General features: G+C 46.6%; 21 protein-coding genes. 6 read left to right on the forward strand and 15 right to left on the reverse strand.

What is annotated here, in order from left to right:
* Positions 1-35: 35 nt before the first annotated feature.
* Genes VF685_RS11710 through ppx form a run of 5 tightly spaced genes read right to left on the reverse strand, consistent with a single transcriptional unit; the run spans position 36 to position 5,158 of the window.
* Complete coding sequence (locus VF685_RS11710; RefSeq protein ID WP_440203653.1) at positions 36-605, reverse strand: YggT family protein; 570 nt, start codon at positions 603-605, stop codon at positions 36-38.
* 27 nt (positions 606-632) lie between these two features.
* Positions 633-1,463, reverse strand: coding sequence for a pyrroline-5-carboxylate reductase (gene proC / locus VF685_RS11715; RefSeq protein WP_005182498.1), 831 nt, complete (start codon positions 1,461-1,463; stop codon positions 633-635).
* A 30-nt stretch (positions 1,464-1,493) separates the two neighbouring features.
* A complete protein-coding gene (gene tilS / locus VF685_RS11720) occupies positions 1,494-2,843 on the reverse strand; it encodes a tRNA lysidine(34) synthetase TilS (RefSeq protein ID WP_286385227.1) in 1,350 nt (449 codons plus the stop codon).
* On the reverse strand, positions 2,780-3,604 hold the full coding sequence (locus VF685_RS11725; RefSeq protein WP_045795976.1) for an acetyl-CoA carboxylase carboxyltransferase subunit alpha: 825 nt from the start codon (positions 3,602-3,604) through the stop codon (positions 2,780-2,782). The genes tilS and VF685_RS11725 overlap by 64 nt, the downstream gene beginning before the upstream one ends.
* Positions 3,605-3,637: 33 nt before the next feature.
* A complete protein-coding gene (gene ppx, locus VF685_RS11730; protein ID WP_005182484.1) occupies positions 3,638-5,158 on the reverse strand; it encodes an exopolyphosphatase in 1,521 nt (506 codons plus the stop codon).
* A 265-nt stretch (positions 5,159-5,423) separates the two neighbouring features.
* Here ppx and trxA point away from each other — a divergent pair, with 265 nt between their 5' ends.
* The 3 genes from trxA to VF685_RS11745 all read left to right on the forward strand — a co-directional run bounded on the left by trxA (position 5,424) and on the right by VF685_RS11745 (position 8,067).
* On the forward strand, positions 5,424-5,750 hold the full coding sequence (trxA, locus tag VF685_RS11735) for a thioredoxin (protein ID WP_016659515.1): 327 nt from the start codon (positions 5,424-5,426) through the stop codon (positions 5,748-5,750).
* 327 nt (positions 5,751-6,077) lie between these two features.
* Positions 6,078-7,346: a transcription termination factor Rho gene (gene rho, locus VF685_RS11740; RefSeq protein WP_005182456.1), complete on the forward strand. Its 1,269-nt coding sequence runs from the start codon at positions 6,078-6,080 to the stop codon at positions 7,344-7,346.
* A gap of 412 nt (positions 7,347-7,758) precedes the next feature.
* Complete coding sequence (locus tag VF685_RS11745) at positions 7,759-8,067, forward strand: hypothetical protein (RefSeq protein WP_005182453.1); 309 nt, start codon at positions 7,759-7,761, stop codon at positions 8,065-8,067.
* Between the two features lie 151 nt (positions 8,068-8,218).
* On the opposite strand, the gene VF685_RS11750 is transcribed toward VF685_RS11745, so the two are convergent.
* The 3 genes from VF685_RS11750 to pheS form a co-directional block, all read right to left on the reverse strand.
* Positions 8,219-8,515 carry an integration host factor subunit alpha gene (locus VF685_RS11750; protein ID WP_004649746.1) on the reverse strand — a complete coding sequence of 99 codons (297 nt, stop codon included), beginning with the start codon at positions 8,513-8,515 and terminating at the stop codon, positions 8,219-8,221.
* A complete protein-coding gene (pheT, locus tag VF685_RS11755) occupies positions 8,512-10,893 on the reverse strand; it encodes a phenylalanine--tRNA ligase subunit beta (RefSeq protein ID WP_104470604.1) in 2,382 nt (793 codons plus the stop codon). Before pheT ends, VF685_RS11750 begins: the two co-directional genes overlap by 4 nt.
* Before the next feature lie 133 nt (positions 10,894-11,026).
* Complete coding sequence (gene pheS / locus VF685_RS11760) at positions 11,027-12,007, reverse strand: phenylalanine--tRNA ligase subunit alpha (protein WP_016659518.1); 981 nt, start codon at positions 12,005-12,007, stop codon at positions 11,027-11,029.
* Positions 12,008-12,164: 157 nt separating this feature from the next.
* On the opposite strand from pheS, the gene VF685_RS11765 reads away from it, so the two are divergent.
* Complete coding sequence (locus VF685_RS11765; RefSeq protein WP_286385232.1) at positions 12,165-13,193, forward strand: hypothetical protein; 1,029 nt, start codon at positions 12,165-12,167, stop codon at positions 13,191-13,193.
* Here VF685_RS11765 and VF685_RS11770 read toward each other — a convergent pair.
* From VF685_RS11770 to rpmI, 3 genes are all read right to left on the reverse strand, one after another.
* Positions 13,190-13,720, reverse strand: a complete 531-nt coding sequence (locus VF685_RS11770; protein WP_127799088.1) for an AAA family ATPase — start codon at positions 13,718-13,720, stop codon at positions 13,190-13,192. The genes VF685_RS11765 and VF685_RS11770 overlap by 4 nt on opposite strands.
* 86 nt (positions 13,721-13,806) lie before the next feature.
* Complete coding sequence (gene rplT, locus VF685_RS11775) at positions 13,807-14,166, reverse strand: 50S ribosomal protein L20 (protein ID WP_005182440.1); 360 nt, start codon at positions 14,164-14,166, stop codon at positions 13,807-13,809.
* Between the two features lie 12 nt (positions 14,167-14,178).
* The gene (gene rpmI, locus VF685_RS11780; protein ID WP_001096359.1) at positions 14,179-14,373 is read right to left on the reverse strand and encodes a 50S ribosomal protein L35; all 195 of its coding nucleotides are present in this window, start codon (positions 14,371-14,373) and stop codon (positions 14,179-14,181) included.
* Positions 14,374-14,668: 295 nt separating this feature from the next.
* Here rpmI and VF685_RS11785 point away from each other — a divergent pair, with 295 nt between their 5' ends.
* A complete protein-coding gene (locus VF685_RS11785) occupies positions 14,669-15,397 on the forward strand; it encodes an energy transducer TonB (protein WP_127799086.1) in 729 nt (242 codons plus the stop codon).
* Between the two features lies 1 nt (position 15,398).
* Here the strand turns inward: VF685_RS11785 and VF685_RS11790 are convergent, their stop codons facing one another.
* The 4 genes from VF685_RS11790 to thrS all read right to left on the reverse strand — a co-directional run bounded on the left by VF685_RS11790 (position 15,399) and on the right by thrS (position 19,278).
* Positions 15,399-15,821, reverse strand: coding sequence for a YqaA family protein (locus tag VF685_RS11790; RefSeq protein ID WP_005182435.1), 423 nt, complete (start codon positions 15,819-15,821; stop codon positions 15,399-15,401).
* Positions 15,822-15,910: 89 nt separating this feature from the next.
* The gene (locus VF685_RS11795; protein WP_045795980.1) at positions 15,911-16,528 is read right to left on the reverse strand and encodes a glutathione S-transferase N-terminal domain-containing protein; all 618 of its coding nucleotides are present in this window, start codon (positions 16,526-16,528) and stop codon (positions 15,911-15,913) included.
* A gap of 270 nt (positions 16,529-16,798) precedes the next feature.
* Positions 16,799-17,350 carry a translation initiation factor IF-3 gene (gene infC, locus VF685_RS11800; protein ID WP_075167371.1) on the reverse strand — a complete coding sequence of 184 codons (552 nt, stop codon included), beginning with the start codon at positions 17,348-17,350 and terminating at the stop codon, positions 16,799-16,801.
* A 5-nt stretch (positions 17,351-17,355) separates the two neighbouring features.
* Positions 17,356-19,278, reverse strand: a complete 1,923-nt coding sequence (gene thrS, locus VF685_RS11805) for a threonine--tRNA ligase (RefSeq protein ID WP_016659522.1) — start codon at positions 19,276-19,278, stop codon at positions 17,356-17,358.
* Between the two features lie 497 nt (positions 19,279-19,775).
* Here thrS and VF685_RS11810 point away from each other — a divergent pair, with 497 nt between their 5' ends.
* Positions 19,776-21,419, forward strand: coding sequence for an acyl-CoA synthetase (locus VF685_RS11810; protein WP_127801702.1), 1,644 nt, complete (start codon positions 19,776-19,778; stop codon positions 21,417-21,419).
* Positions 21,420-21,529: the final 110 nt, after the last annotated feature.

Consider the following 21,529-nt stretch of genomic DNA (forward strand, 5'->3'; position numbering starts at 1 on the left):
CTCAATTGAGTCCTTTTTTTCTTGAGCTGAATTTATTAGAAGCCGGTCAGCAAAACAATCGCCACCTGGTTCATCAGAATTTCAGCAATATATAACGCCAGAAATGCCAGAATTGGAGACAGGTCAATCATGCCCATATTCGGCATGATCGGGCGAAACGGCGCCAGTAAAGGTTCTGCCAGCTCCTGAATCACTTCAATATAAGGCCCGCGTGACTGGGTAAACATCACTACCCAACTTAAAATAATGGTGGCAAAAATCAGGTAACGACAGAAACGTAGCAGGTCCTGAATCATGGTCACAAAGGTGAGAATCAGCAGATGTACCGGGCCATTAGGCATCGCCCCGTTTAAATACATCATGCCGTAATTTTTCAGCAGATAAAGCACCACCAGCAGCGCCAATGCCGCCAGATTCACCCGGCCTTTTGCCACGGTCGGGAAAATACGGCTAAATACATCTACAATTTTCGTGGCCTTGATCGTAGACAACACCACCGGATTATAAGGACTCACCGCAGCCAGCTGCATGAGAAAACGGAAGAAGACGAGCAAAATCGCTACGTTAATGATGATGCCAAAAATTAGCGCAGAATTTGCACCCATACTTGAACGTTCCTAAAATTAAATACTTTATTTAATGCTGTCACTCAGCTCGGCAGCCAGTTCCTGACTGCGTGTTTTGGCAGCCGCCAACGCCGCCTGAATATTCTGCGACACTTGCGCACGGTCAAACACTTCCAACGCTGCCTGCGTGGTCCCGTTTGGAGAGGTCACGTTTTTACGCAGCTCTGCCGGGGTATTGGAACTGGTAATTGCCATTTGTGCCGCACCCAACGCAGTTTGCAAGGTTAAAGCCGTTGCCACTTTTTCATCCAGGCCCAAGTTTTTGCCGGCACGAATCATACTTTCCATCATATAGAAAAAGTAAGCCGGGCCAGAACCGGATACTGCCGTGACTGCATCAATTTGCGCTTCAGAGTTTACCCAAATTGTTAAACCCGTGGCAGCCAAAACCTGACTTGCCAATTCACGGTCTTTGCTATCGACCGCATCATGCGCATATAAACCATGCGCACCAGTTTGTACCAGTGCCGGGGTATTTGGCATCACCCGCACCACACGGTCGGTATCGAGCAATGCCGAAATGGTGGCAATTTCTGCACCGGCAACAATCGAAATCACCAGTTTGCCTTCAAACTGCCCTTTTAGCGGTTGCAGCACGCTGGCCAGCACCTGCGGTTTGACTGCGAACACCACAATATCGGCGTCACGAATGGCAGCCTGGTTGTCTTCGGTCACATGTACATCTTTTTCTTCCAGCAACAAACGGATTTTTTCGACCGGATCAGCAACTGTAATACGCGTTGAAGGCATGCCACGTGCAATCAGGCCACCAATTAAGGCCTGTGCCATATTTCCGCCACCAATAAAACTAATATTACAATTTAACACTGCACTCATGATTCACACTCTTGGTTGAGTTCTTTATAGTTAAGAGATTAAAGTCGGTTGCCAGCCATCCGGTTCGCAATAGGCAGAATCTGCCAGCCAAAACCCTTTTGGCGTGAAAACCCCTAGCATAACATTATCTCTGCTTAATATTTGAATTGTATGACGCTTCCAGGGAAAAATTTGTGCCTGCTGTATCGCCTTTTTTAATGGCCAGGCCCCGACACGTCCATGAAGATGGATTTTTTCTCCGCCCACTCGCGTACTTAAAGTCAATTCTTGTTGAAGTAATGCAAAAGACAAACCAACCTGATGCGGTGCATTCAACTGAAACTGTCCGGCTGGTAAATCTAGGGTTTGCCCCAACTGGCAGCACACTGGTTCCCGCGCAGGGATGGCCTGTTGACTGGCCAAATATTCCAGCTGGGGCAGACGGTAAATGACATTTTGATAGCGCACATAATAAAAGCCATTGCAATGCAAAGCTGCTTGCGCATCGGCCCGGGCCTGAATCACTTCCTGCTGAATGCGCTGCACCATGTCAAAACTTGGCCGGTACTGGCTGTCCCCTTTCATCCAGAATGACAGTAACTGGCGTTGCCGTGCCTCGGACAATTGCTGAATACGGTGTAAATCCAGATGCTCGGCATCGCCACAGCTGGCCAAATCCTGCAGCAATACTTCGGCCAAAATCTGCTCAGCATCCTGCATCAGCTGGCTGCTGCGGCAAATGCTTTGCTGCATTTTGGGGAACCGTGCATTTAACAGCGGCCACAACTGTTCCCGACACCAGGCCCGGTCGTAGTGAATATCCTGATTGGTCGGATCTTGAATATGTGGAATCGAAAGCTGCTGGCACCAGGTCTGAATCTGCTCACGCGATAAAGATAGCAACGGCCGCCAGATTGACAGCTCAGGACGTGAATCGAAAGTTTTCATGGCCGACAAGCCAGGAATACCGGCACCAGAAAACAGGCGCAATAACACCGTTTCTGCCTGATCCTGCTGATGATGGGCCAGTACCAATATCTCGTTGGTTTGAATATGCTGCTGAAATGCCTGATAACGTGCGGCGCGTGCCTGCTGTTCCAGATTGCCTTCGGCGACCTGTACGGCTTGAATCATGCACGGAATATTGAAGGCCTGACAATGCTGCTGGACAAATTCGCCCCAGGCCTGGCTGGAAGACTGTAATTGATGATCAATATAAATGGCCCGGACTTTTTCCGGGCATAAAAACGCCATCAGATGCAGCAGCAGCATGGAATCCATGCCGCCACTACATCCGATGAGAAAATGCGTATCTTCTGGAAAAGACTGAATCTGGGTTAAGACGCCAGTCCTAAATTGTCGCTGCCAAACTTCATCAAACGCTGGTAACGTGCTTCGCATCGTTCTTGTGCATCCATCGGTTGCAATTCTTCTAGAGCCTGTTTTAACACGGCTTTTAAATCTTGCATGACTTTTTCTGGTTGCAAGTGAGCACCCTCACCTTCATCAACCACATATTCAACAATGCCCATCTGCTGTAATTTTTCAGCAGTCAGTGCCAATGCTTCACTTGCCTGTTCTGCTTTTTCTGCAGTTTTCCACAAAATAGATGCACAGCCTTCTGGAGAAATTACTGAATAAATACTGTGAGATAACATCACCACACGATCCGCAACACCAATACCCAAGGCACCGCCTGAACCGCCTTCACCTAAAACTGTTGCCACGACCGGCACTTTCAGGTTCGATAATTGAGCAAGACTGGTAGCAATCGCTTCCGCCTGACCACGTTCTTCTGCACCCACACCCGGATAAGCACCCATGGTGTCAATAAAGGTAAAGACCGGCAGCTTGAAACGTTCTGCCATATCCAGCAAACGCTGTGCTTTACGGTAACCTTCCGGGTTACTCATGCCGAAATTGTGCTGCAATTTCTCGCGGGTACTACGACCACGATGCTGGCCCACGACCATGACCGGCTGACCATCGAAGCGTGCCAAGCCACCCACCATTGCACCATCATCACCAAATAAACGGTCGCCGTGCAACGCATCAAATTCAGTGAAAATTTCGCCTACATAGTCCAGGAATTGCGGACGCTCTGGATGACGTGCAATTTGGACCGTTGTCCATGCTTTTGATTGAGCAGCTTTATTTTTCATAAGTCGACTGTTATCCCTAAATTAACCAAAACGTTAATCGACAAATTGTTCCGAATGAATTTTTAATTCAATGTCCCAATTCTTGAACTGCACTTGTTCATCGTGCAATTCAGCGACAAGCAATGGCCATTGTTTAGCATCACCCGAAACGCTGAGCTGCCATTGTTGCGCATTCTGAACACTCAATTCAATGGCAGGAAGCATCTGATCGCTGCGACTGTGATTGACTAAAACTGCTAGGCGCAGCAGCAGACATAAATGCATTAATTTATGGCCACCGACCTTGTTGACATCAATTTTATCGTCCTGACGCAGCTTGCGGCGATGATGCGCAACCAGATGCGACAGATGGTTTTGATCAATTTGTGAAAAGCCCGGAATATCCGAATGTTGTAATAAATAAGCACCATGACGATGATAGCCACCATGACTGATCGCCAGACCAATTTCATGTAAATAGGCCGCGCGGCGCAGTAAATCACTGTCATCGCTGGTCAATTTCAGCTCCGCGGCTACGCCTTCAAACAGGTGCTGCGCGGTTTTGACCACACGTTCTGCCTGTTTCGGATCGGCGTTATAACGGCCCATCAGCGCCTGCACACTGCGGTCTCGGATATCTTCATGCTGGAAACGGCCCAGCAGGTCATACATTACGCCTTCACGTAAGGCACCATCGGAATAAACCAGTTTATCAATATCTAAAATATCAAAAACTGCATATAAAATCGCAATCCCGGCTGGCAAAACTGCTCGTCGATCTTCTTTTAAACCGTCAAAGTCCATTTCAGAGACATGCTTGTATTTAAGCAGCTTATCTTTAAGTTTTTCCAGGCCCTCACGGGTCAGATTTTCCTGCGCATTGCTCCAGCCCATATTCACGGTAATCTGGCGGCAAGCTTTAATGGTACCACTTGAGCCTACTACGGTATCCCAGCCGGCATTTTTATAGGTATTGGCAATGGTGGATAATTCTTTGCGTGCGGCAAACACGGCTTTGTCAAAACTTTTATGGTTAATTTCACCTTCGGCGAAAAAGGCTTTGGTATAGGCCACACAGCCCATCTGTAAAGATTCGGTATGAATAGGTTCGAATTCTTCACCAATAATCAGCTCGGTTGAACCACCGCCAATATCAATCACCAGGCGGCGACCACTGTTTTCCATGGTGTGCGACACACCCAGATAAATTAAGCGGGCTTCTTCACGACCGGCAATAATTTCAATGGGTTTTGGCAAGATTTCTGCGGCTTTTTGAATAAATTCATGTCCGTTTTTGGCCTGACGCAAGGCGTTGGTGGCAACAATACGTAAACGGTTCGGCTGTACAGCGCTTAAACGTCCGACAAAGCGTGCCAGACAGGCTAAACCGCGCTGCTGTGCGGCTTCGGTTAAATTTTTATTCTCATCTAAACCAGCGGCAAGCTGTACTTTTTCTGACATTGATGCCACTTTTTTTACTTCACCATGATCCACACGGGCAATGGCCAGGTGGAAGCTGTTCGACCCCATATCGATGGCTGCAAGTAACTCTTCATCAATTAAAAAATCAGACATTCTTCAAACAAACCTATACAGAATTGTGCCTAGAGTAATTCACATACATGCAATTTAAAAGCCATTTGTGCGCACATTTCGATGAGTATTTAAATTTTCGGCAGATGTGACAATTGTGTGACACGATCATCAGCATCGTGAGCATCAATTAGACAAATTCACAGGAAAGATCGAAAATTTACATATTCCTCTACATTGTTCTAGATGGCTATGTAATACTAATAAATATAGCTATCTATACAAAAATTCATTTGGAGCACATTCCATGTCTGGCAACATCGTAAACACAACGGATGCAAACTTCGAAGCAGACGTTCTTCAATCTGAAACACCTGTATTGGTTGACTTCTGGGCGGGCTGGTGTGCGCCTTGTAAGGCAATTGCGCCAGTACTTGAAGTTTTGGCGACTGAATATGAAGGCAAAGTTAAAATTGTGAAAGTTGACGTGACCGCTTGCGAACAAACTGCCGTGAACTACAACATCCGTAACATCCCTGCACTGTTGATGTTCAAAAATGGTGAAGTGGTTGCCCAGCAGATTGGTGCTGCACCAAAATCGAAACTGACTGCATTTATTGATGAAAACATCTAAATCCTGTCTGTTTAGAAAAATTAAAATACGCTATGTTTCATAGCGTATTTTTTTCGTCTATAAATTGACAAATCGGCGTTTCTCTCATATATTGTTTGCTCAAGAAATAAAGGACTTCCCGTCCCGCCCGTTTCTTAAAAGACACAACACAAAAATGCCGCTCGGCAACAGAAATTGTTTTTTCACATTTTTCTCTGAAACAATTAATCAGTCCTCTGAATTGTTATTGTGCAAATACAATTGCGTTCGTTTTATTGCCTGCATGCGGTCAAATGTTGCTTCCCTTCCAACCTGTACCCCAGAATTTTTGATTCTATCTGATCACCTATGAATTTAACCGAACTCAAGAAAAAACCGATTGGCGAACTCATCAAGATTGCCGAGTTTATGGGCCTTGAAGGAATGGCTCGTAACCGTAAGCAAGACATTATTTTTGCCATCTTAAAACGTCATGCAATGAATGGCGAAGAGATTTTTGGTGATGGCGTGCTCGAAATTCTGTCAGATGGTTTTGGCTTCTTACGCTCTGCAGCAGGCTCTTATTTAGCCGGTCCTGACGATATCTATGTCAGCCCTTCGCAAATTCGTCGTTTTAACCTGCGTACCGGTGACACCATTACTGGCACCATTCGCCCACCAAAAGAAGGCGAACGTTATTTTGCCCTGTTAAAAGTTAACCAGATTAACTACGACACGCCAGAAAACTCGCGCAATAAAATCCTGTTTGAAAACCTGACCCCACTGTTCCCAACCGAACAACTGGTGATGGAACTTGGTAACGGCACCACTGAAGATTTAACCGCGCGTGTGGTGGATCTGGTTGCGCCAATTGGTAAAGGCCAGCGTTCAATTATTGTAGCGCCGCCAAAAGCTGGTAAAACCATGTTATTACAAAACATCGCCCAGTCGATTGTACGTAATAACCCGGAAGTATTCCTGATTGTTCTGCTGATTGACGAACGTCCGGAAGAAGTGACCGAAATGGAACGTACCGTGCGTGGTGAAGTGGTTGCCTCTACCTTTGATGAATCTCCAGCCCGTCACGTACAAGTGGCCGAAATGGTGATTGAAAAAGCCAAGCGTCTGGTAGAACACAAAAAAGATGTGGTGATTCTGCTTGACTCGATTACCCGTTTAGCGCGTGCCTATAACACCGTGGTGCCATCTTCAGGTAAAGTCCTGACTGGTGGTGTCGATGCTCACGCACTGGAACGTCCAAAGCGTTTCTTTGGTGCCGCACGTAATATTGAAGAAGGCGGCTCACTGACCATCATCTCAACCGCGTTAATTGAAACCGGCAGCAAGATGGATGAAGTAATTTACGAAGAATTCAAAGGTACCGGTAACCAGGAAATTACGCTTGATCGTCGTATTGCCGAAAAACGCGTGTTCCCTGCCATGAACATCAAGAAATCAGGTACCCGTCGTGAAGAGCGCCTGATGTCTGAAGACAACCTGCGTAAGGTCTGGATTCTGCGTAAGCTGCTGCATACCCAAGATGAACTGGCAGCCATGGAATTCCTGCTGGATCGTATGAAAGAAACCAAAACCAATGACGAGTTCTTTGATCATATGAAGCGTAAAGCCAGCAACTAAGATCAAAACTTTTTAAAAAGGCCATCGTATAACGATGGCTTTTTTATTTCGGTTGACCATCTTTACATAAAGACACAATTGGAAGTTTTCTGTGTAAACTTATTTTTAAGTAAATGATTATAAATAAGTATTTCAAAAAAACCCTATAGTTTTTAATGATTTAAATCGCCTTTCGCCAATATAAACTGAACTCTTGATTGTTATTTTCTGTTAAAAAACAACGCATTTTAGGGCTTTTTTCGGCTTTTTTTAGAGCAAGCTAGTAGTAATTAAAAAAACTCAGTGATAGCATATTCGCAGACCAGTTAGACTGCTCCTGCGTTGTTAGTGCCTAACAAAATTAGGAATAATAAAAGCATATAACAGGCTAACGTCGGTTTTTTTTAATCTCAATTTTTTAGAGAGTGATGCCATGTTATTCAAAAAAATCGCTATTGCTGCTGCAGTTGCTACTACTTTAGCTTTCGTTGGTTGTGCTAAAAAAACTGAAGAAGCTGCTGCTGACGCTAACCAAGCTGCATCTGAAGCTGTTGTAGCTGCTTCTGAAGCTGAAGCTGCTGCTGACGCTGCTGCTGTTGAAGCTGCTTCTGGCGCTGATGCTGCTGTAGACGCTGCTGCTGATGCTGCTGACACTGCTGCTGCTGCTGCTACTGACGCTGCTGATGCTGCTACTGACGCTGCTGATGCTGCTGTTGACGCTGCTGCTTCTGAAGCTCAATAATCTTAGATTATTGACAAAAAGAGAGCCTTTTGGCTCTCTTTTTTATTGTCTGAATATTTCTTACAACATCTCATCATCACATACAAGGAACACGGTAATACCTGCCGTTAGAACCTCAGCCCTTACTTTTTTAGCGGCATAAAAAAGCAGATCAATCGATCTGCTCATTTCCAACACGTTGGCGGAACTTCTGTCCGGCACGGAAGGTTACCACCCGGCGTGCAGAAATCGGAATTTCTTCACCCGTCTTCGGATTTCGGCCTGGACGTTGACGTTTATCACGCAACTCGAAGTTACCAAAACCTGAAAGTTTCACCTGCTCCCCAGAGATTAGCGCCTGGCTAATCTCATCGAAGAATAACTCGACCATTTGTTTCGCTTCACGACGGTTTAAACTCGTGAGCTCACTTAAATGATCAGCCATTTCTGCTTTTGTTAATGCTGTCATGAAGCCCTCAATGTCGCTTGATAAGTGTTTTCTAACACTTTTAGGATATTGTCCATACCTGATTTAATTTCAGCATCTTCAAGCGTACGTGTCGGATGTTGCCATAACAGTGCAAATGCCAATGAGCGTTTACCCGCTTCAACACCTTGACCAGTGTACACATCGAATAACCAGGTTGAATGCAGAAGCTCGCCGCCCGTTTGTTCGATAAGTTGCTGAATTTCGCTAACATTAATCTTATCACTAATTAAAAGCGCAATATCACGTCTTACCGACGGAAAACGTGATAATTCTGTAAAATTAGATACATAAGTTTGCAAAACAGCCTGCTGATCCAGTTCCGCCACCCAAGTGGTGCCCAAATCCAGTTCATTTTCCAGAGATGGATGCAAACGGCCCAAATAACCAATTGACTGACCATTGACCAGAATCTCTGCAGATTGGCCTGGATGCAACCAGCTACGCTCTGAACGTACATATTCGACCTGTACACGACCTGCCGCCAGCAACTCTTCAACTTCACCTTTCAAGTCAAAGAAGTCCATGGCTTGTGGTTTGCCATGCCATGATTCTGCTGTTTTAGCACCAACCGCAATCATCGCCAGGGTTGGAATCTGTTTCAGATCATGAATTGAAGCTGCATTCTGATAATCAAAACGTAAACCCAGTTCAAAGAAACGCACACGGCTTTGCTGACGGTTAATGTTGTACTGTACGCAAGGAATCAGGCTCGACAGCAAGGTTGAACGCATCACCGCCAGATCGCTTGAAATCGGGTTCGCCAATGCCAGCGGGTTGACCGCCGCATTTAGCTGTTTTTCCAGTTTCAGGTCAGCAAAGCTAAAGCTGATTGCCTCCTGATAGCCCAAAGTCACCAGGGTTTGACGCAGCTGTGCCACTTCAAACTGATCCTGATACTTTGCCAGTTTAGTGTCAATCACCGGCAGGCTGATTTGAATATTGTCATAACCGTGAATACGCGCGACTTCTTCAATCAGGTCCTGGTAAATGGCCATGTCATAACGATGCGATGGCGGTACCACAGACCATTGACCTTGCGCTTTTACCGTCACTTCACAACCCAAGCGTGTTAAAGCATCGGTAATAAAGTCTGAATCTACGCTATAACCCAGCAGCTGATCGACCTGTGCCTGTTTCAGTTCAATCGCGTCACGTGTTGGCAATACTGCTGCATTTTCCGCCACCGTAATTGGGCCAAACTCACCGCCTGCAAGCTCAGAAATTAACTGAGAGGCACGGTGCATGGCGATCAATGGCAATTCAAAATCGACACCACGCTCATAACGCTGAGAGGCATCGGTATGCAGGCCAAAACGGCGCGCACGACCGGCAATATGCAGCGGTGCAAAGAAAGCAGATTCCAGGAAGATTTCAGTGGTTTCATCGGTAACCGATGAAGACAGACCACCCATGATACCGGCAATCGCCAGTGCTTTTTCATCATCAGCAATCACCATGACATCGTCTTGCAGTTCTACTTCTTGTTCATTCAATAGAACAAGTTTTTCGCCCGCAGTCGCCTGACGCACCTGCACAGCACCTTGCACTTTTGCAGCATCAAAGGCATGGAGTGGTTGACCCAGTTCCATCAAGACATAGTTGGTAATATCAACCAGAATGCTGTGCTGACGGATACCCGAACGTGCCAATGCGCGCTCCATCCATTCAGGCGTCGCGGCTTTGGTGTTCACGTTCTTGATCACACGACCTAAATAACGTGGACAGCCTTCAGTCGATACAACCACTTTCTTTTCATCAGCAATGCTTGCAGCCACTTCTTGAATGTCAGGCGCAGTCACAGGCAGTTGGTTAATGACCCCAATTTCACGTGCGATCCCACGAATACTGAAACAGTCACCACGGTTTGGGGTGATGCTGATGTCAATCACGTTGTCATCCAGGTCCAGATATTCACGAACGTTCACACCCACAGGTGCATCCGCAGGTAGCTCTAACAGACCGTCGATTTTGTCTTCTAAGTCAATTTCAGATGCACCGCAGAGCATGCCTTGTGATTCCACACCACGCAGCTTACCTTTCTTGATTTTAAAATCGCCTGGTAATACCGCACCAATGGTTGCCACAGGCGCTTTCATCCCAGCTCGTACGTTTGGCGCACCGCAGACAATTTGTAAAGGCTCACCGGAACCAATGTTCACCGTCGTTACACGTAAACGGTCTGCATCTGGATGTTGTTCAACCGTCAGCACTTCACCAACCACAACACCTGTAAATGGTTTTGCAGCTGGAGATAAATCATCGACTTCAAGACCCAGCATGGTCAGTTGATCGGAGAGTTTTTCGCTGTCGATGGCTGGGTTGACCCACGTGCGTAGCCAATTTTCGCTAATTTTCATTAATATAAAACCTGTAATTCAAATCTCTAAAATCCCCCTCTAACTCCCCCTTTAAAAAAGGGGGAGAACCCTATGTTACCGATGGACAACCCCTCTCCTTTTAGGAGAGGTCAGGGAGAGGTATAAATTTGTTTTAAGCAAACTGGCGTAAGAAACGCACATCATTCTGGTAGAACATACGCAAGTCGTTAATGCCATAACGTAACATTGCAAAACGCTCTACGCCCAGACCAAAGGCAAAGCCTTTATATTTGTCCGGATCAATACCTGCCGCGCGTAATACATTTGGATGCACCATACCGCAGCCCAGCACTTCTAACCATTTACCGCGCTCATCCATAATATCCACTTCAGCACTTGGCTCTGTGAACGGGAAATACGACGGACGGAAACGGACTTTCAAATCTTTTTCAAAGAATTCGTTCAGCAAGTTCACCAGTAAACCTTTCAGTTCAGCAAAGCTGGTGTTTTCCGCCACGTACAAACCTTCAATTTGGTGGAACATTGGTGAATGCGTCTGGTCGGAGTCACAGCGATAAACACGGCCCGGGCAGACAATACGGATTGGCGGCTGCTGGGTTTCCATGGTCCGAATCTGTACACCAGAGGTATGGGTACGCAGCAAATGAGTCGCATCAAAATAGAACGTGTCGTGCATGGCACGGGCCGGGTGATGGCCTGGAATATTCAGCGCTTCAAAGTTGTGATAATCATCTTCAACTTCTGGGCCAGTAGCCACAGTAAAACCGGCTTTGGTAAAGAACTGGCAAATACGCTCTTGCACCTGAGTTACCGGGTGAATGGAGCCAATGGTCTGACCACGGCCGGGTAAGGTAATATCCACCGTTTCGCTGGCAAGTTTTTGTTCTAATGCCGCTTGCTGTAATGCTGCCTGACGCTCGGTTAATGCAGTATTAATGGCTTCACGCACCGCATGGATTTGCGCACCAAACGCTTTACGCTGTTCAGGATCCATTTTACCAAGTGACTTAGATTGTTCCGCGAGCTGGCTTTTCTTCCCCGTAAATTGCACCCGTACTTGATCGAGTGTAGCAAGGTCGTCTGCTGCTGCAATGGCAGCGAGCGCTTCAGTGGTCAGGGCTTCCAGTGACATAGTAACTCTCAAAGCAACAAATTTTGAATATAATTAAAAACCCCACATTCTAACAGTTTTTGGACAGTAGAATGAAGTTGCATTGCAGGAAAATTAGATTGGCATCGCAATTTGGAAAAAGTATAAGATAATCAAAATATCAATGAGATCAAACACTATGGCGCTCGATCAAATTTGGAAACAGCAACTGACCCTGGTCACCTATGGCAATGAATATCTGAGCCAAGATTTGAGTTTCAGTCGCTGGCGTGCGCATCCCATTTTTAATCAGCACCTGTTCTGGTTTCGTGATTTAAATTCCCAGCATCTGCTGGCCCAGCATTTTGAAATCTGGCTGGAAGGCTTAAAACGCCAGGGTACAACCCGACTGAGTCTGCACAATGCCAGCCTGCTGGTCGATGAAAAAAATCCCAACGCCAATGTCGAGCTGCTGCCCTACCCGCATTTTATTGTCAGCCATGAAGCACATAAAAAATTCGCCTGGATTTGTGGCAAGGAATTGCCGGAATGGTATAACGCCGACAATGATTATGAATTTCCATCGGCACAGCGTATTGAACTGCGCCAGGAAACGTTCTGGCGTTATGAACTCAATAGTAAGCTGGCCAAAAAGGTAGAGGCCGATCTAGAACCCGCTCACTGGGATGAAATTCATCTGTTTACCGAGCAGGAGCTGTTTTCCCATACACTGGCGGCCGACTTTCAGCCACCTGAACAGCAGAATTTACCCTATTATGGTGTTCCGCTTACGGCAGATACACCTGATCCGCATCAGCTGTCTTTATTACCGACTCACTATCAGGCCGATTATGCACATCGCATGCTGTACCGTTTAGAAGCGCTAAAAGATGATATTCAACAGAAAATCCAGCATCCCTATAATGCAGATAATGAAGTGCTGAGTCCGGAAGAGCAGCTTGACCTGCGCCATTTTGCCCAGAAGCTGGATGATTTAAGCGCCAAATTTATTGTCAAGGTGGCCAACCATTACCAAAGCGCCCAGCTGATGCCTGTCGCACAGCCGAATCCGCTGGAACCGTTCGCATCTGACAACAAGGCTACCCATGCGCAAGCAGCGCATTCAGCCAAAGCCCCGTCTCATCATAAAGTTGGTGCGACTGGAGTCATCAAGCTGATTCTTATTACTGTGGTAATTTGTTTATTGGCCTATTATTTCGGACTTTAAACGCGATTCAGAAACCGTTCAACTTCAGTCGCTGAAGTCAGCCGAATCCAGTGCAGATGGGCATATTCGGGAGATTGTATCAGCTGCAGATAATGCCGGCGATTTTTCTGATGGGTTTTAATCATCCACCAGACAATCGAATCGCGGCTAAACAGCTGTCTGATCGTTTCCTGATTATTGGAATTAGGCCAGAGGGTTTGCTGTGAAACCGCGCGCTGCACGGCGCGTTGTACAGAACGCAGTAAATTGCTATGAAACGGTAAATCCAGCCAGATGATGGTATCGGCCTGCGCCCATTTAATGGGAATGGTGCGAGTATAGTTGCCATCAATCACATAGCCATTGGGTGCCTGCTCAATGGCTGCCTGAATTTTGGCAAAAAAATCTGTATCAGCACTTTGCTGCCAGTCATCTAACCAGAACAGATTATCCAGCTCGATATAGGCCAGTCCCAGCTTTTCTGCCAGCGCCCGGGCAAAAGTCGATTTGCCTGAAGCCGAAGTACCAACCACATTAATTCGCTGCATACAATTTCCCTACTCTATCATTCAGACCCTGATTCTGCGCAATAAAAAAGACCGCATAAAGCGGTCTTCTTTTAAGTCACGAGGACTTAGGCAGCCAATGCACCTTTCGCTTTTTCAGCTAAAGCAGCAAATGCAACTGCGTCATGCATAGCGATGTCAGCAAGTACGCGACGGTCGATGATCACTTGAGCTTTCTTCAAACCAGCAATCATACGGCTGTAAGACAAGCCGTTTTGACGAGCACCAGCATTGATACGCGCAATCCATAGAGCACGGAATTGACGTTTCTTCTGACGACGGTCACGGTAAGCGTATTGACCTGCTTTGATTACCGCTTGGAACGCTACGCGATATACGCGTGAACGAGCACCATAGTAACCTTTAGCACGAGCAAGAATTTTTTTATGACGGCGATGAGCCTGTACACCACGTTTTACACGAGCCATTTATAAATCTCCTTAGATGTATGGGCACATACGACGAACTGAAGCAACGTCACTCACGTGAACCATTACACAGCCGCGCAATTGACGGATACGTTTAGCAGATTTTTTGGTCAAAATGTGGCGTTTGAACGCTTGTTTACGCTTGAAACCGTTAGCAGTCGCTTTGAAACGTTTAGCTGCACCACGGCGAGTTTTTAACTTAGCCATAACAACCTCTTTTAAGTACCTGTTCGGCTCATTTGCACCATTACAAACGACCTGCAGGTAAGGGAGCACGTATTCTAAAGCATCTTTGTCTAAAACAAAAGCAGATATTGCAAAAGTCGCTCGCCTTCTATCGGCAGATGAGGTCTTTGAGATTAGCAGGATCTCTCCTTTTTATTGAACAGCCAAAACATACAGATGGAACCTCTTATTTTTATAGCGGAAGACTTGTACTGACGGCCAATTCAGGAAATACTGCGCAGCGTTCCTTCTTTTGCCCAACAACAAGCTAATCCTCATGAAAAAAACCATTTGCCTGAGTCTGTGTCTGGCGCTGCCGCTTAGTGCCACGCTTGCCATTGCTGCCCCTGCCGAACAACTGCAAGTACAAAAAACCTCGGCGTTGGCTGCCCATCTGACCACGCGTATTCAATGGACCGAGTTTCCGCAGCTGCGTTATAGCAATGCCGATTTAAAGCAGCAAAACCGCGCGGCCATTTTACGGATTCATGCCGATGAATCGGGGCAAATCAACAAGGTCACGGTACAGGAAAGCACCGGACTAAAATCTTTAGATCAGCTGATTAGCCAGGCGGTAAAACAGGCCAGAATCAAACCACATCTGGTCGATGATACCCCGGTTCCAGTGATTGGTTATCAGGTCTTTCATCTGGATTTAAAAGATACTGCTCAGGACTGCCACTACAGCTTTGACTCGACTGTCTGGCAAGCGCAGCAAGCCGGCGCAAAAAGCGCGTTTCAATATCGCAGCCAGCCTCAACTGAACGTCACCGAAGATGAGTTAAATGGTCATGCCCGCCGGATTCAGTTCAAAATGAAAGCCGATAAATACGGCAACATCCACAAGGTTAAAATTCAGCAAGGTTCCGGCCGTTATGCGCTGGACCAGAAACTGATTCAGGCGCTGCAAGGTGCACAGGTCGATGTACCACGCAAATTCTGGATCTATAAAAAATCCAACCTGAAAGATGAAGTCCGTTTTCAGCCAGCAGAATGTGAGGGCTAAACTAGAACATGGCATAAGCCAGATAAATAAACAGATAACGCCCGATTTTGGCTACACTCACCATCAGCAGAAATCGGGCGAAGTTTTCTTTCATTAAACCGGCAATTAAGGTGATTGGATCACCAATCACCGGCACCCAGCTCAGCAGTAAGGACCAGAAGCCATATTTCCGATAAATCTGCTGTGCCTGCTGCAGCTTGGGTTCAGACACCGGAAACCAGCGCTTGTCTTTATACTGCTCGATCTTGAGTCCTAACCACCAGTTCACACAGCTGCCCAGAATATTGCCCAGACTGGCGATGGCTATTAAAGCCATCACCGAATGTTGCTCTTGAATGAGCAGGCCCAGTAATACCGCTTCAGATTGCAACGGCAATAAGGTAGCCGCCCCAAAGGCCGACAGAAATAACAGCAGATAAGCCATAACAGATGCAGTTAACAGGTTCTGCCCATCTTAACTGAAATCACAAAAAAAGCACCCGAAGATGCTTTAGGTGATTTTATGATGATTATTTAAACCTGAATCGCCAGGGCGCGTTGTACTGCCGGACGGGCGGTTAAACGCTCAATATAATCCTGCACATGCGGATAATCTTCTAGCGGAATCTGCTGCCATTCATGGCGTAACAACCACGGTAAAATCGCCATATCGGCAATTGAATATTCACCGGCTACATATTTCTGCCCGATCAGCTGCTTGTTTAACACGCCATACAGACGTTTGCTTTCATTGACATAACGCTCGGTGGCATAGGCTATACGCTCGGGTGCAAAGCGGCTAAAGTGATGGTTCTGCCCCAGCATCGGGCCTAAGCCACCCATTTGCCACATCAGCCACTGCTCCACCTCTACCCGCTCGAGCTCATCTACCGGATAGAACATGCCGGTTTTACGGCCCAGATATTGCAAGATCGCCCCCGATTCAAAAATCGAAATCGGCTGGCCATTCGGTCCATCCTGATCGACGATAGCTGGAATTTTATTGTTGGGAGAAATGCGCAGAAAATCTGGCTGGAACTGGTCGTTTTCAAGGATGTTAATCGGGAAAATCTGGTATGGCAGCGCCATTTCTTCTAAGGCAATCGTAATTTTATGACCATTGGGCGTGCCCCAATAATAAAGATCAATCATGTGTATATCCTTGCGCTCTTGTCGTTGTCATGTGTTATTGCTCTGCCGTTAAAGATACGAGATAAGCCTGAGCAGGGCAACTGTTGTCACATAAAAATTAAACACCAGAGATGACCCGCAGCTGTTCGAAAGTCACCGAGCTTTTATCATGCAAAGTATGCTGAGCTGCTCAACATACCGAACGATCATTACGTCAAAATATTAGTGACCTCATAAACTGTAGTCACAAAAAAAGCACTGCTGGGCAGTGCTTTTTTGATTCGGAGATGCTTACTTTTTCTTTTTCGGTCCAAGCAGCATACCCATTTGACGACCTTCCATTTTTGGCGCCTGTTCAACTACACCAATTTCAGCTACATCCGCTTCAATTTTCTGTAATTGTGCCAGACCCAATTGTTGGTGCGCCATTTCACGACCACGGAAACGCAGTGTGATTTTGACTTTGTTGCCTTCTTCCAAGAACTTTAAAATGGCACGCAGTTTTACGTTGTAGTCACCTACATCGGTTGCTGGGCGCAATTTAATTTCTTTTACCTGCACTTGATGCTGCTTTTTCTTGGCATCTTTTTGCTTTTGCTTCAGGTCAAACAAGTGCTTGTTGTAATCCATGATTTTACAAACAGGCGGCTCTGCATTTGCCACAATCTCAACGAGGTCAAGATCTGCATCCTCTGCAGCACGCAATGCTTCCGCTAAAGAAACAATTCCTTTTTGTTCACCATCCGCTGCAACGAGGCGTACTTCTTTTGCACGGATCTCGTCATTAATTGCAGGGCGGTTACTCTTAGCACCTTGTTGTTGGTTACGGTCAGGCTGTTTAATCTTTCTTACTCCACAATGTACCGGCCGCGTTCGGCAACGGCTGCTTTTACTAGGTCAACGAAAGCATCAATTGACATAGTACCCAAATTTTTTCCTGAGCGGGTACGCACGTTCACTGTACCTTCCTCTACTTCACGGTCGCCAAGAACCAGCAAGTAAGGAATACGCTCTAAAGTACGTTCACGAATCTTAAAGCCGATTTTCTCATTTCTCAAGTCAGAAATCGCACGAATACCGTTTTCTTTCAGTTTCTCGACGACTGACCCACAGGCTTCAGCTTGCGCGTCGGTAATATTCATTACACAGGCTTGTGTTGGCGATAACCAAGGTGGCATAAAGCCCGCATAGTGTTCAATAAGTATACCAATAAAACGCTCAAAACTCCCAAGAATCGCACGGTGTAACATTACCGGCTGATCGCGGTCGTTATCTTCCGTCACATAAGAAGCATCTAAACGTTCTGGCAAGTTAAAGTCACACTGAATGGTACCGCACTGCCATACACGGCCTAAGCAGTCTTTCAATGAGAATTCAATTTTCGGACCATAGAATGCACCTTCACCCGGCTGTAATTCCCAGGCCAGACCCGCTGCATCCAAAGCATCGGCCAGTGATTTTTCCGCCAGATCCCACAGTGCATCATCACCCACACGTTTTTCAGGACGAGTCGATAACTTCATTTGCACATCTTCAAAACCAAAGTCTTTGTAGACGTCTAAGGTTAATTGAATAAAGTCAGCAACCTCTTGGCCAATCTGCTCTTTGGTACAGAAAATATGCGCGTCATCTTGCGTGAAACCACGTACCCGCATAATACCGTGCAATGAACCCGATGGCTCATTACGGTGACATGAACCAAATTCTGCCAGACGGATTGGTAAATCACGATACGACTTTAGGCCCTGGTTAAACACCTGCACGTGACATGGGCAGTTCATTGGCTTCACTGCGTAGTTACGGTTTTCAGAATGCGTGGTAAACATGTTTTCCGCATAGTTCGCGGCATGACCCGATTTTTCCCATAAGGTGAAATCGACCACCTGCGGGGTACGGATTTCCTGATAACCGTTGTCCTGCTGCACTTTACGCATGTACTGTTCCAGCACCTGGTAAATGGTCCAGCCATTTGGATGCCAGAACACCATACCCGGTGCTTCTTCCTGCATATGGAACAGGTCTAAGGCTTTACCAATTTTACGGTGGTCACGCTTTTCTGCTTCTTCAATACGTTTGATGTAGGCAGCCAGCTGTTTTTTGTCAGCCCAAGCGGTACCGTAAATCCGTTGCAGCTGCTCGTTCTTGGCATCACCGCGCCAGTAAGCACCCGAGATTTTGGTCAGCTTGAACGATTTTAAGAATTTGGTATTTGGTACGTGCGGACCACGGCACATATCCAGATAGTCCTGATGGTAGTACAGGCCCATTTGAGTTTCTTCAGGCATGTCTGCAATCAGGCGCAGTTTGTATTCTTCGCCACGCGCAGTGAATTCAGCAATAACTTCATCACGCGGGGTCATTTTTTTCACAACATCGTAGTCCTGGTCGATGAGCTTTTTCATACGCTCTTCGATGGCCGCCATGTCATCTAAAGTAAATGGACGTGGCATCCAGATGTCATAGTAGAAACCTTCTTCAATGACCGGACCAATCACCATTTTTGCTTCAGGGAACAATTGTTTTACCGCATGGCCCACCAGGTGCGCACAAGAGTGACGAATAATTTCGACCCCTTCTTCGTCTTTCGGTGTGATGATTTGTAAGGTGGCATCTTCAGTAATTAAATCGCAGGCATCGACTAAACGATCGTTCACACGACCTGCCACAGTATTTTTGGCAAGACCCGGGCCGATGCTTTGTGCAACTTCCATCACAGATACGGCTTGATCAAATTGTTTTTGATCACCATTCGGCAAAGTGATAATTGGCATAGAAAATCCTTAAGGAGTGATGCCCCGTACCATGGAGCATGTCACCGCGAGATTATGATCGAGGAGAACCTCAAAAGATAAAAAACGGTGGTAAATAAAAAATCGACTAGAATTTTACACGTCTTGGCGCGGTGATTAAACCTTTTCTCCGAGAAAATTCAAATTAAGCCTCGTGTTTATGCTTAATTTTTTCCGATTTAAAAAAATGTGCTGCATGGGCCAATTTTATTTCCGGATTTACCGGTCAAACGGATGATGTGGCTTTTTATATGCTGATCTGGCCAATCTATCTGCAACTGCCATCATCAGCTACACCCAGATAAAAAAGAAATATCTCCATACAATTTTACCGGATCAAAAAAGGTTTATATTTCAGGTGATAGCGTGCCTATTTAGCTGCAATACCGCTCACTCGACTAAAGAATAACTGCAAGCCTGCACTGAAATGAATATCTTTAAACCAGAGAAACAATAAATATGATTAGGGAGTAATAATAATGGTTAGCGCATATGATCAATTGCCGCGTACCCCTGCCAATTTCGTGGCCTTGTCTCCACTGAGATACCTTGAACGCGCTGCTTATATCTACCCGCATCAGGATGCCATTATTCACGGTAAACGCCGCATTACCTGGCGAGAAAAATATCAGCGCTGCCGCCAGTTTGCCCATCAGCTACAACAGCTGGGGGTCGGCAAGAATGATACCGTGTCCACCTTACTCCCGAACGTACCAGCCATGCTGGAAGCACATTTTGCCGTGCCAATGGCAGGCGCCGTCCTTAATACCCTCAATACCCGACTCGATGCCAAAAGTCTGGCCTTTATGCTGGAACATGCCGAATCCAAAGTGTTACTGGTTGATCCGGAATTTTCCGCCGTGGCCAAAGAAGCGCTGGCGCTGGTGCCACAAGAGATTTTTGTGATTGATGTTGAAGATGAGCTGTATGAGCAGTGCTTTACTGCCCCGATTGGCCAGATTGAATATGAAGACTGGCTGGCTGAAGGCGATGCCAATTTTGAATGGTCACTCCCACAAGATGAATGGGATGCGATTAGCCTGAACTATACCTCTGGCACCACTGGCAACCCGAAAGGCGTGGTCTATCATCATCGTGGGGCTTATATCAATGCCGCCAGTAATATTATTGCCTGCGGTATGACCCCACGTGCCACCTATTTATGGACCTTGCCACTGTTCCACTGCAACGGCTGGTGTTTTGCTTGGACCATGGCAGCCAATGGCGGTACCAATATCTGCCTGCGTAAAGTCGATCCTGAGCTGATTTTTAAACTGATTGCTGAACATAAAGTTGATTACTTCTGCGGCGCACCGATTGTACTGTCGATGCTGATTAATGCTCCGGAACAGCAACAGATCAAAATTGAGCATCGCGTAGAAGTGATGGTGGCCGGTGCTGCACCACCTGCGGCGATTATTGAAGGGATGCGTAATCTGGGCATTAACGTGACCCATGTTTATGGCTTAACTGAAACCTATGGCCCATCGGCGCTATGTGCATCACAAGCTGGCTGGTCTGAGCTGACTATTCAGGAACAGGCGCAATTGCATTCACGCCAAGGCGTGCCGTATCCGCTGCAAGATGGCATGAAAGTCCTTGACCCGGAGACCATGCAACCGGTACCGAACGATGGCGAAACCATGGGCGAAATTATGTTCCGTGGCAATATCGTGATGAAAGGCTATTTAAAAAATCCGGAAGCGACGGCCGAAGCCTTTGCCGGTGGCTGGTTCCATACCGGCGACCTGGCCGTTTGCCAGCCGGATGGCTATGCCAAAATTACCGACCGCTCCAAGGATGTGATTATTTCCGGCGGTGAAAATATTTCCTCGCTGGAGGTTGAAGAGGTGCTGTACCAGCACCCTGCGGTCCTCACCGCGGCAGTGGTGGCCAAACCGGATCCGCGCTGGCAGGAAGTCCCGTGCGCCTTTATTGAAATTAAAGAAGGTAAAACCGTGACCGAAGATGAAATCATTGCCTTCTGCCAGCAGCATCTGGCGCGCTTTAAAGTGCCAAAAGAAGTGGTGATTACCGAGATTCCTAAAACCTCGACCGGCAAATTACAGAAGTTTGTATTACGTGAATGGGCCAAAGAACGCGCTGTCGGCGAGTTCGGTTAAAGCCAGCTGAGATGTTGATGCGGGTCATAGTGCCCGTTTTCAAATCAGTCACCCAAAAATGAACCGCAATAAAAAAACGACTCCATTGAGTCGTTTTTAATGGCTTCGGA

Origin of the sequence: Acinetobacter sp. Brlt_5 (assembly GCF_051949055.1) — a bacterium.
GTDB classification, from domain to species: Bacteria; Pseudomonadota; Gammaproteobacteria; order Pseudomonadales; family Moraxellaceae; genus Acinetobacter; species Acinetobacter indicus.

Bases quoted from the DNA above. Each gene is read 5' to 3' on its own strand.
- VF685_RS11710 (WP_440203653.1), bottom strand. From the start codon at position 605: ATGGGTGCAAATTCTGCGCTAATTTTTGGCATCATCATTAACGTAGCG.
- proC (WP_005182498.1), bottom strand. From the start codon at position 1,463: ATGAGTGCAGTGTTAAATTGTAATATTAGTTTTATTGGTGGCGGAAAT.
- tilS (WP_286385227.1), bottom strand. From the start codon at position 2,843: ATGCGAAGCACGTTACCAGCGTTTGATGAAGTTTGGCAGCGACAATTT.
- VF685_RS11725 (WP_045795976.1), bottom strand. From the start codon at position 3,604: ATGAAAAATAAAGCTGCTCAATCAAAAGCATGGACAACGGTCCAAATT.
- ppx (WP_005182484.1), bottom strand. From the start codon at position 5,158: ATGTCTGATTTTTTAATTGATGAAGAGTTACTTGCAGCCATCGATATG.
- trxA (WP_016659515.1), top strand. From the start codon at position 5,424: ATGTCTGGCAACATCGTAAACACAACGGATGCAAACTTCGAAGCAGAC.
- rho (WP_005182456.1), top strand. From the start codon at position 6,078: ATGAATTTAACCGAACTCAAGAAAAAACCGATTGGCGAACTCATCAAG.
- VF685_RS11745 (WP_005182453.1), top strand. From the start codon at position 7,759: ATGTTATTCAAAAAAATCGCTATTGCTGCTGCAGTTGCTACTACTTTA.
- VF685_RS11750 (WP_004649746.1), bottom strand. From the start codon at position 8,515: ATGACAGCATTAACAAAAGCAGAAATGGCTGATCATTTAAGTGAGCTC.
- pheT (WP_104470604.1), bottom strand. From the start codon at position 10,893: ATGAAAATTAGCGAAAATTGGCTACGCACGTGGGTCAACCCAGCCATC.
- pheS (WP_016659518.1), bottom strand. From the start codon at position 12,007: ATGTCACTGGAAGCCCTGACCACTGAAGCGCTCGCTGCCATTGCAGCA.
- VF685_RS11765 (WP_286385232.1), top strand. From the start codon at position 12,165: ATGGCGCTCGATCAAATTTGGAAACAGCAACTGACCCTGGTCACCTAT.
- VF685_RS11770 (WP_127799088.1), bottom strand. From the start codon at position 13,720: ATGCAGCGAATTAATGTGGTTGGTACTTCGGCTTCAGGCAAATCGACT.
- rplT (WP_005182440.1), bottom strand. From the start codon at position 14,166: ATGGCTCGTGTAAAACGTGGTGTACAGGCTCATCGCCGTCATAAAAAA.
- rpmI (WP_001096359.1), bottom strand. From the start codon at position 14,373: ATGGCTAAGTTAAAAACTCGCCGTGGTGCAGCTAAACGTTTCAAAGCG.
- VF685_RS11785 (WP_127799086.1), top strand. From the start codon at position 14,669: ATGAAAAAAACCATTTGCCTGAGTCTGTGTCTGGCGCTGCCGCTTAGT.
- VF685_RS11790 (WP_005182435.1), bottom strand. From the start codon at position 15,821: ATGGCTTATCTGCTGTTATTTCTGTCGGCCTTTGGGGCGGCTACCTTA.
- VF685_RS11795 (WP_045795980.1), bottom strand. From the start codon at position 16,528: ATGATTGATCTTTATTATTGGGGCACGCCCAATGGTCATAAAATTACG.
- thrS (WP_016659522.1), bottom strand. From the start codon at position 19,278: ATGCCAATTATCACTTTGCCGAATGGTGATCAAAAACAATTTGATCAA.
- VF685_RS11810 (WP_127801702.1), top strand. From the start codon at position 19,776: ATGGTTAGCGCATATGATCAATTGCCGCGTACCCCTGCCAATTTCGTG.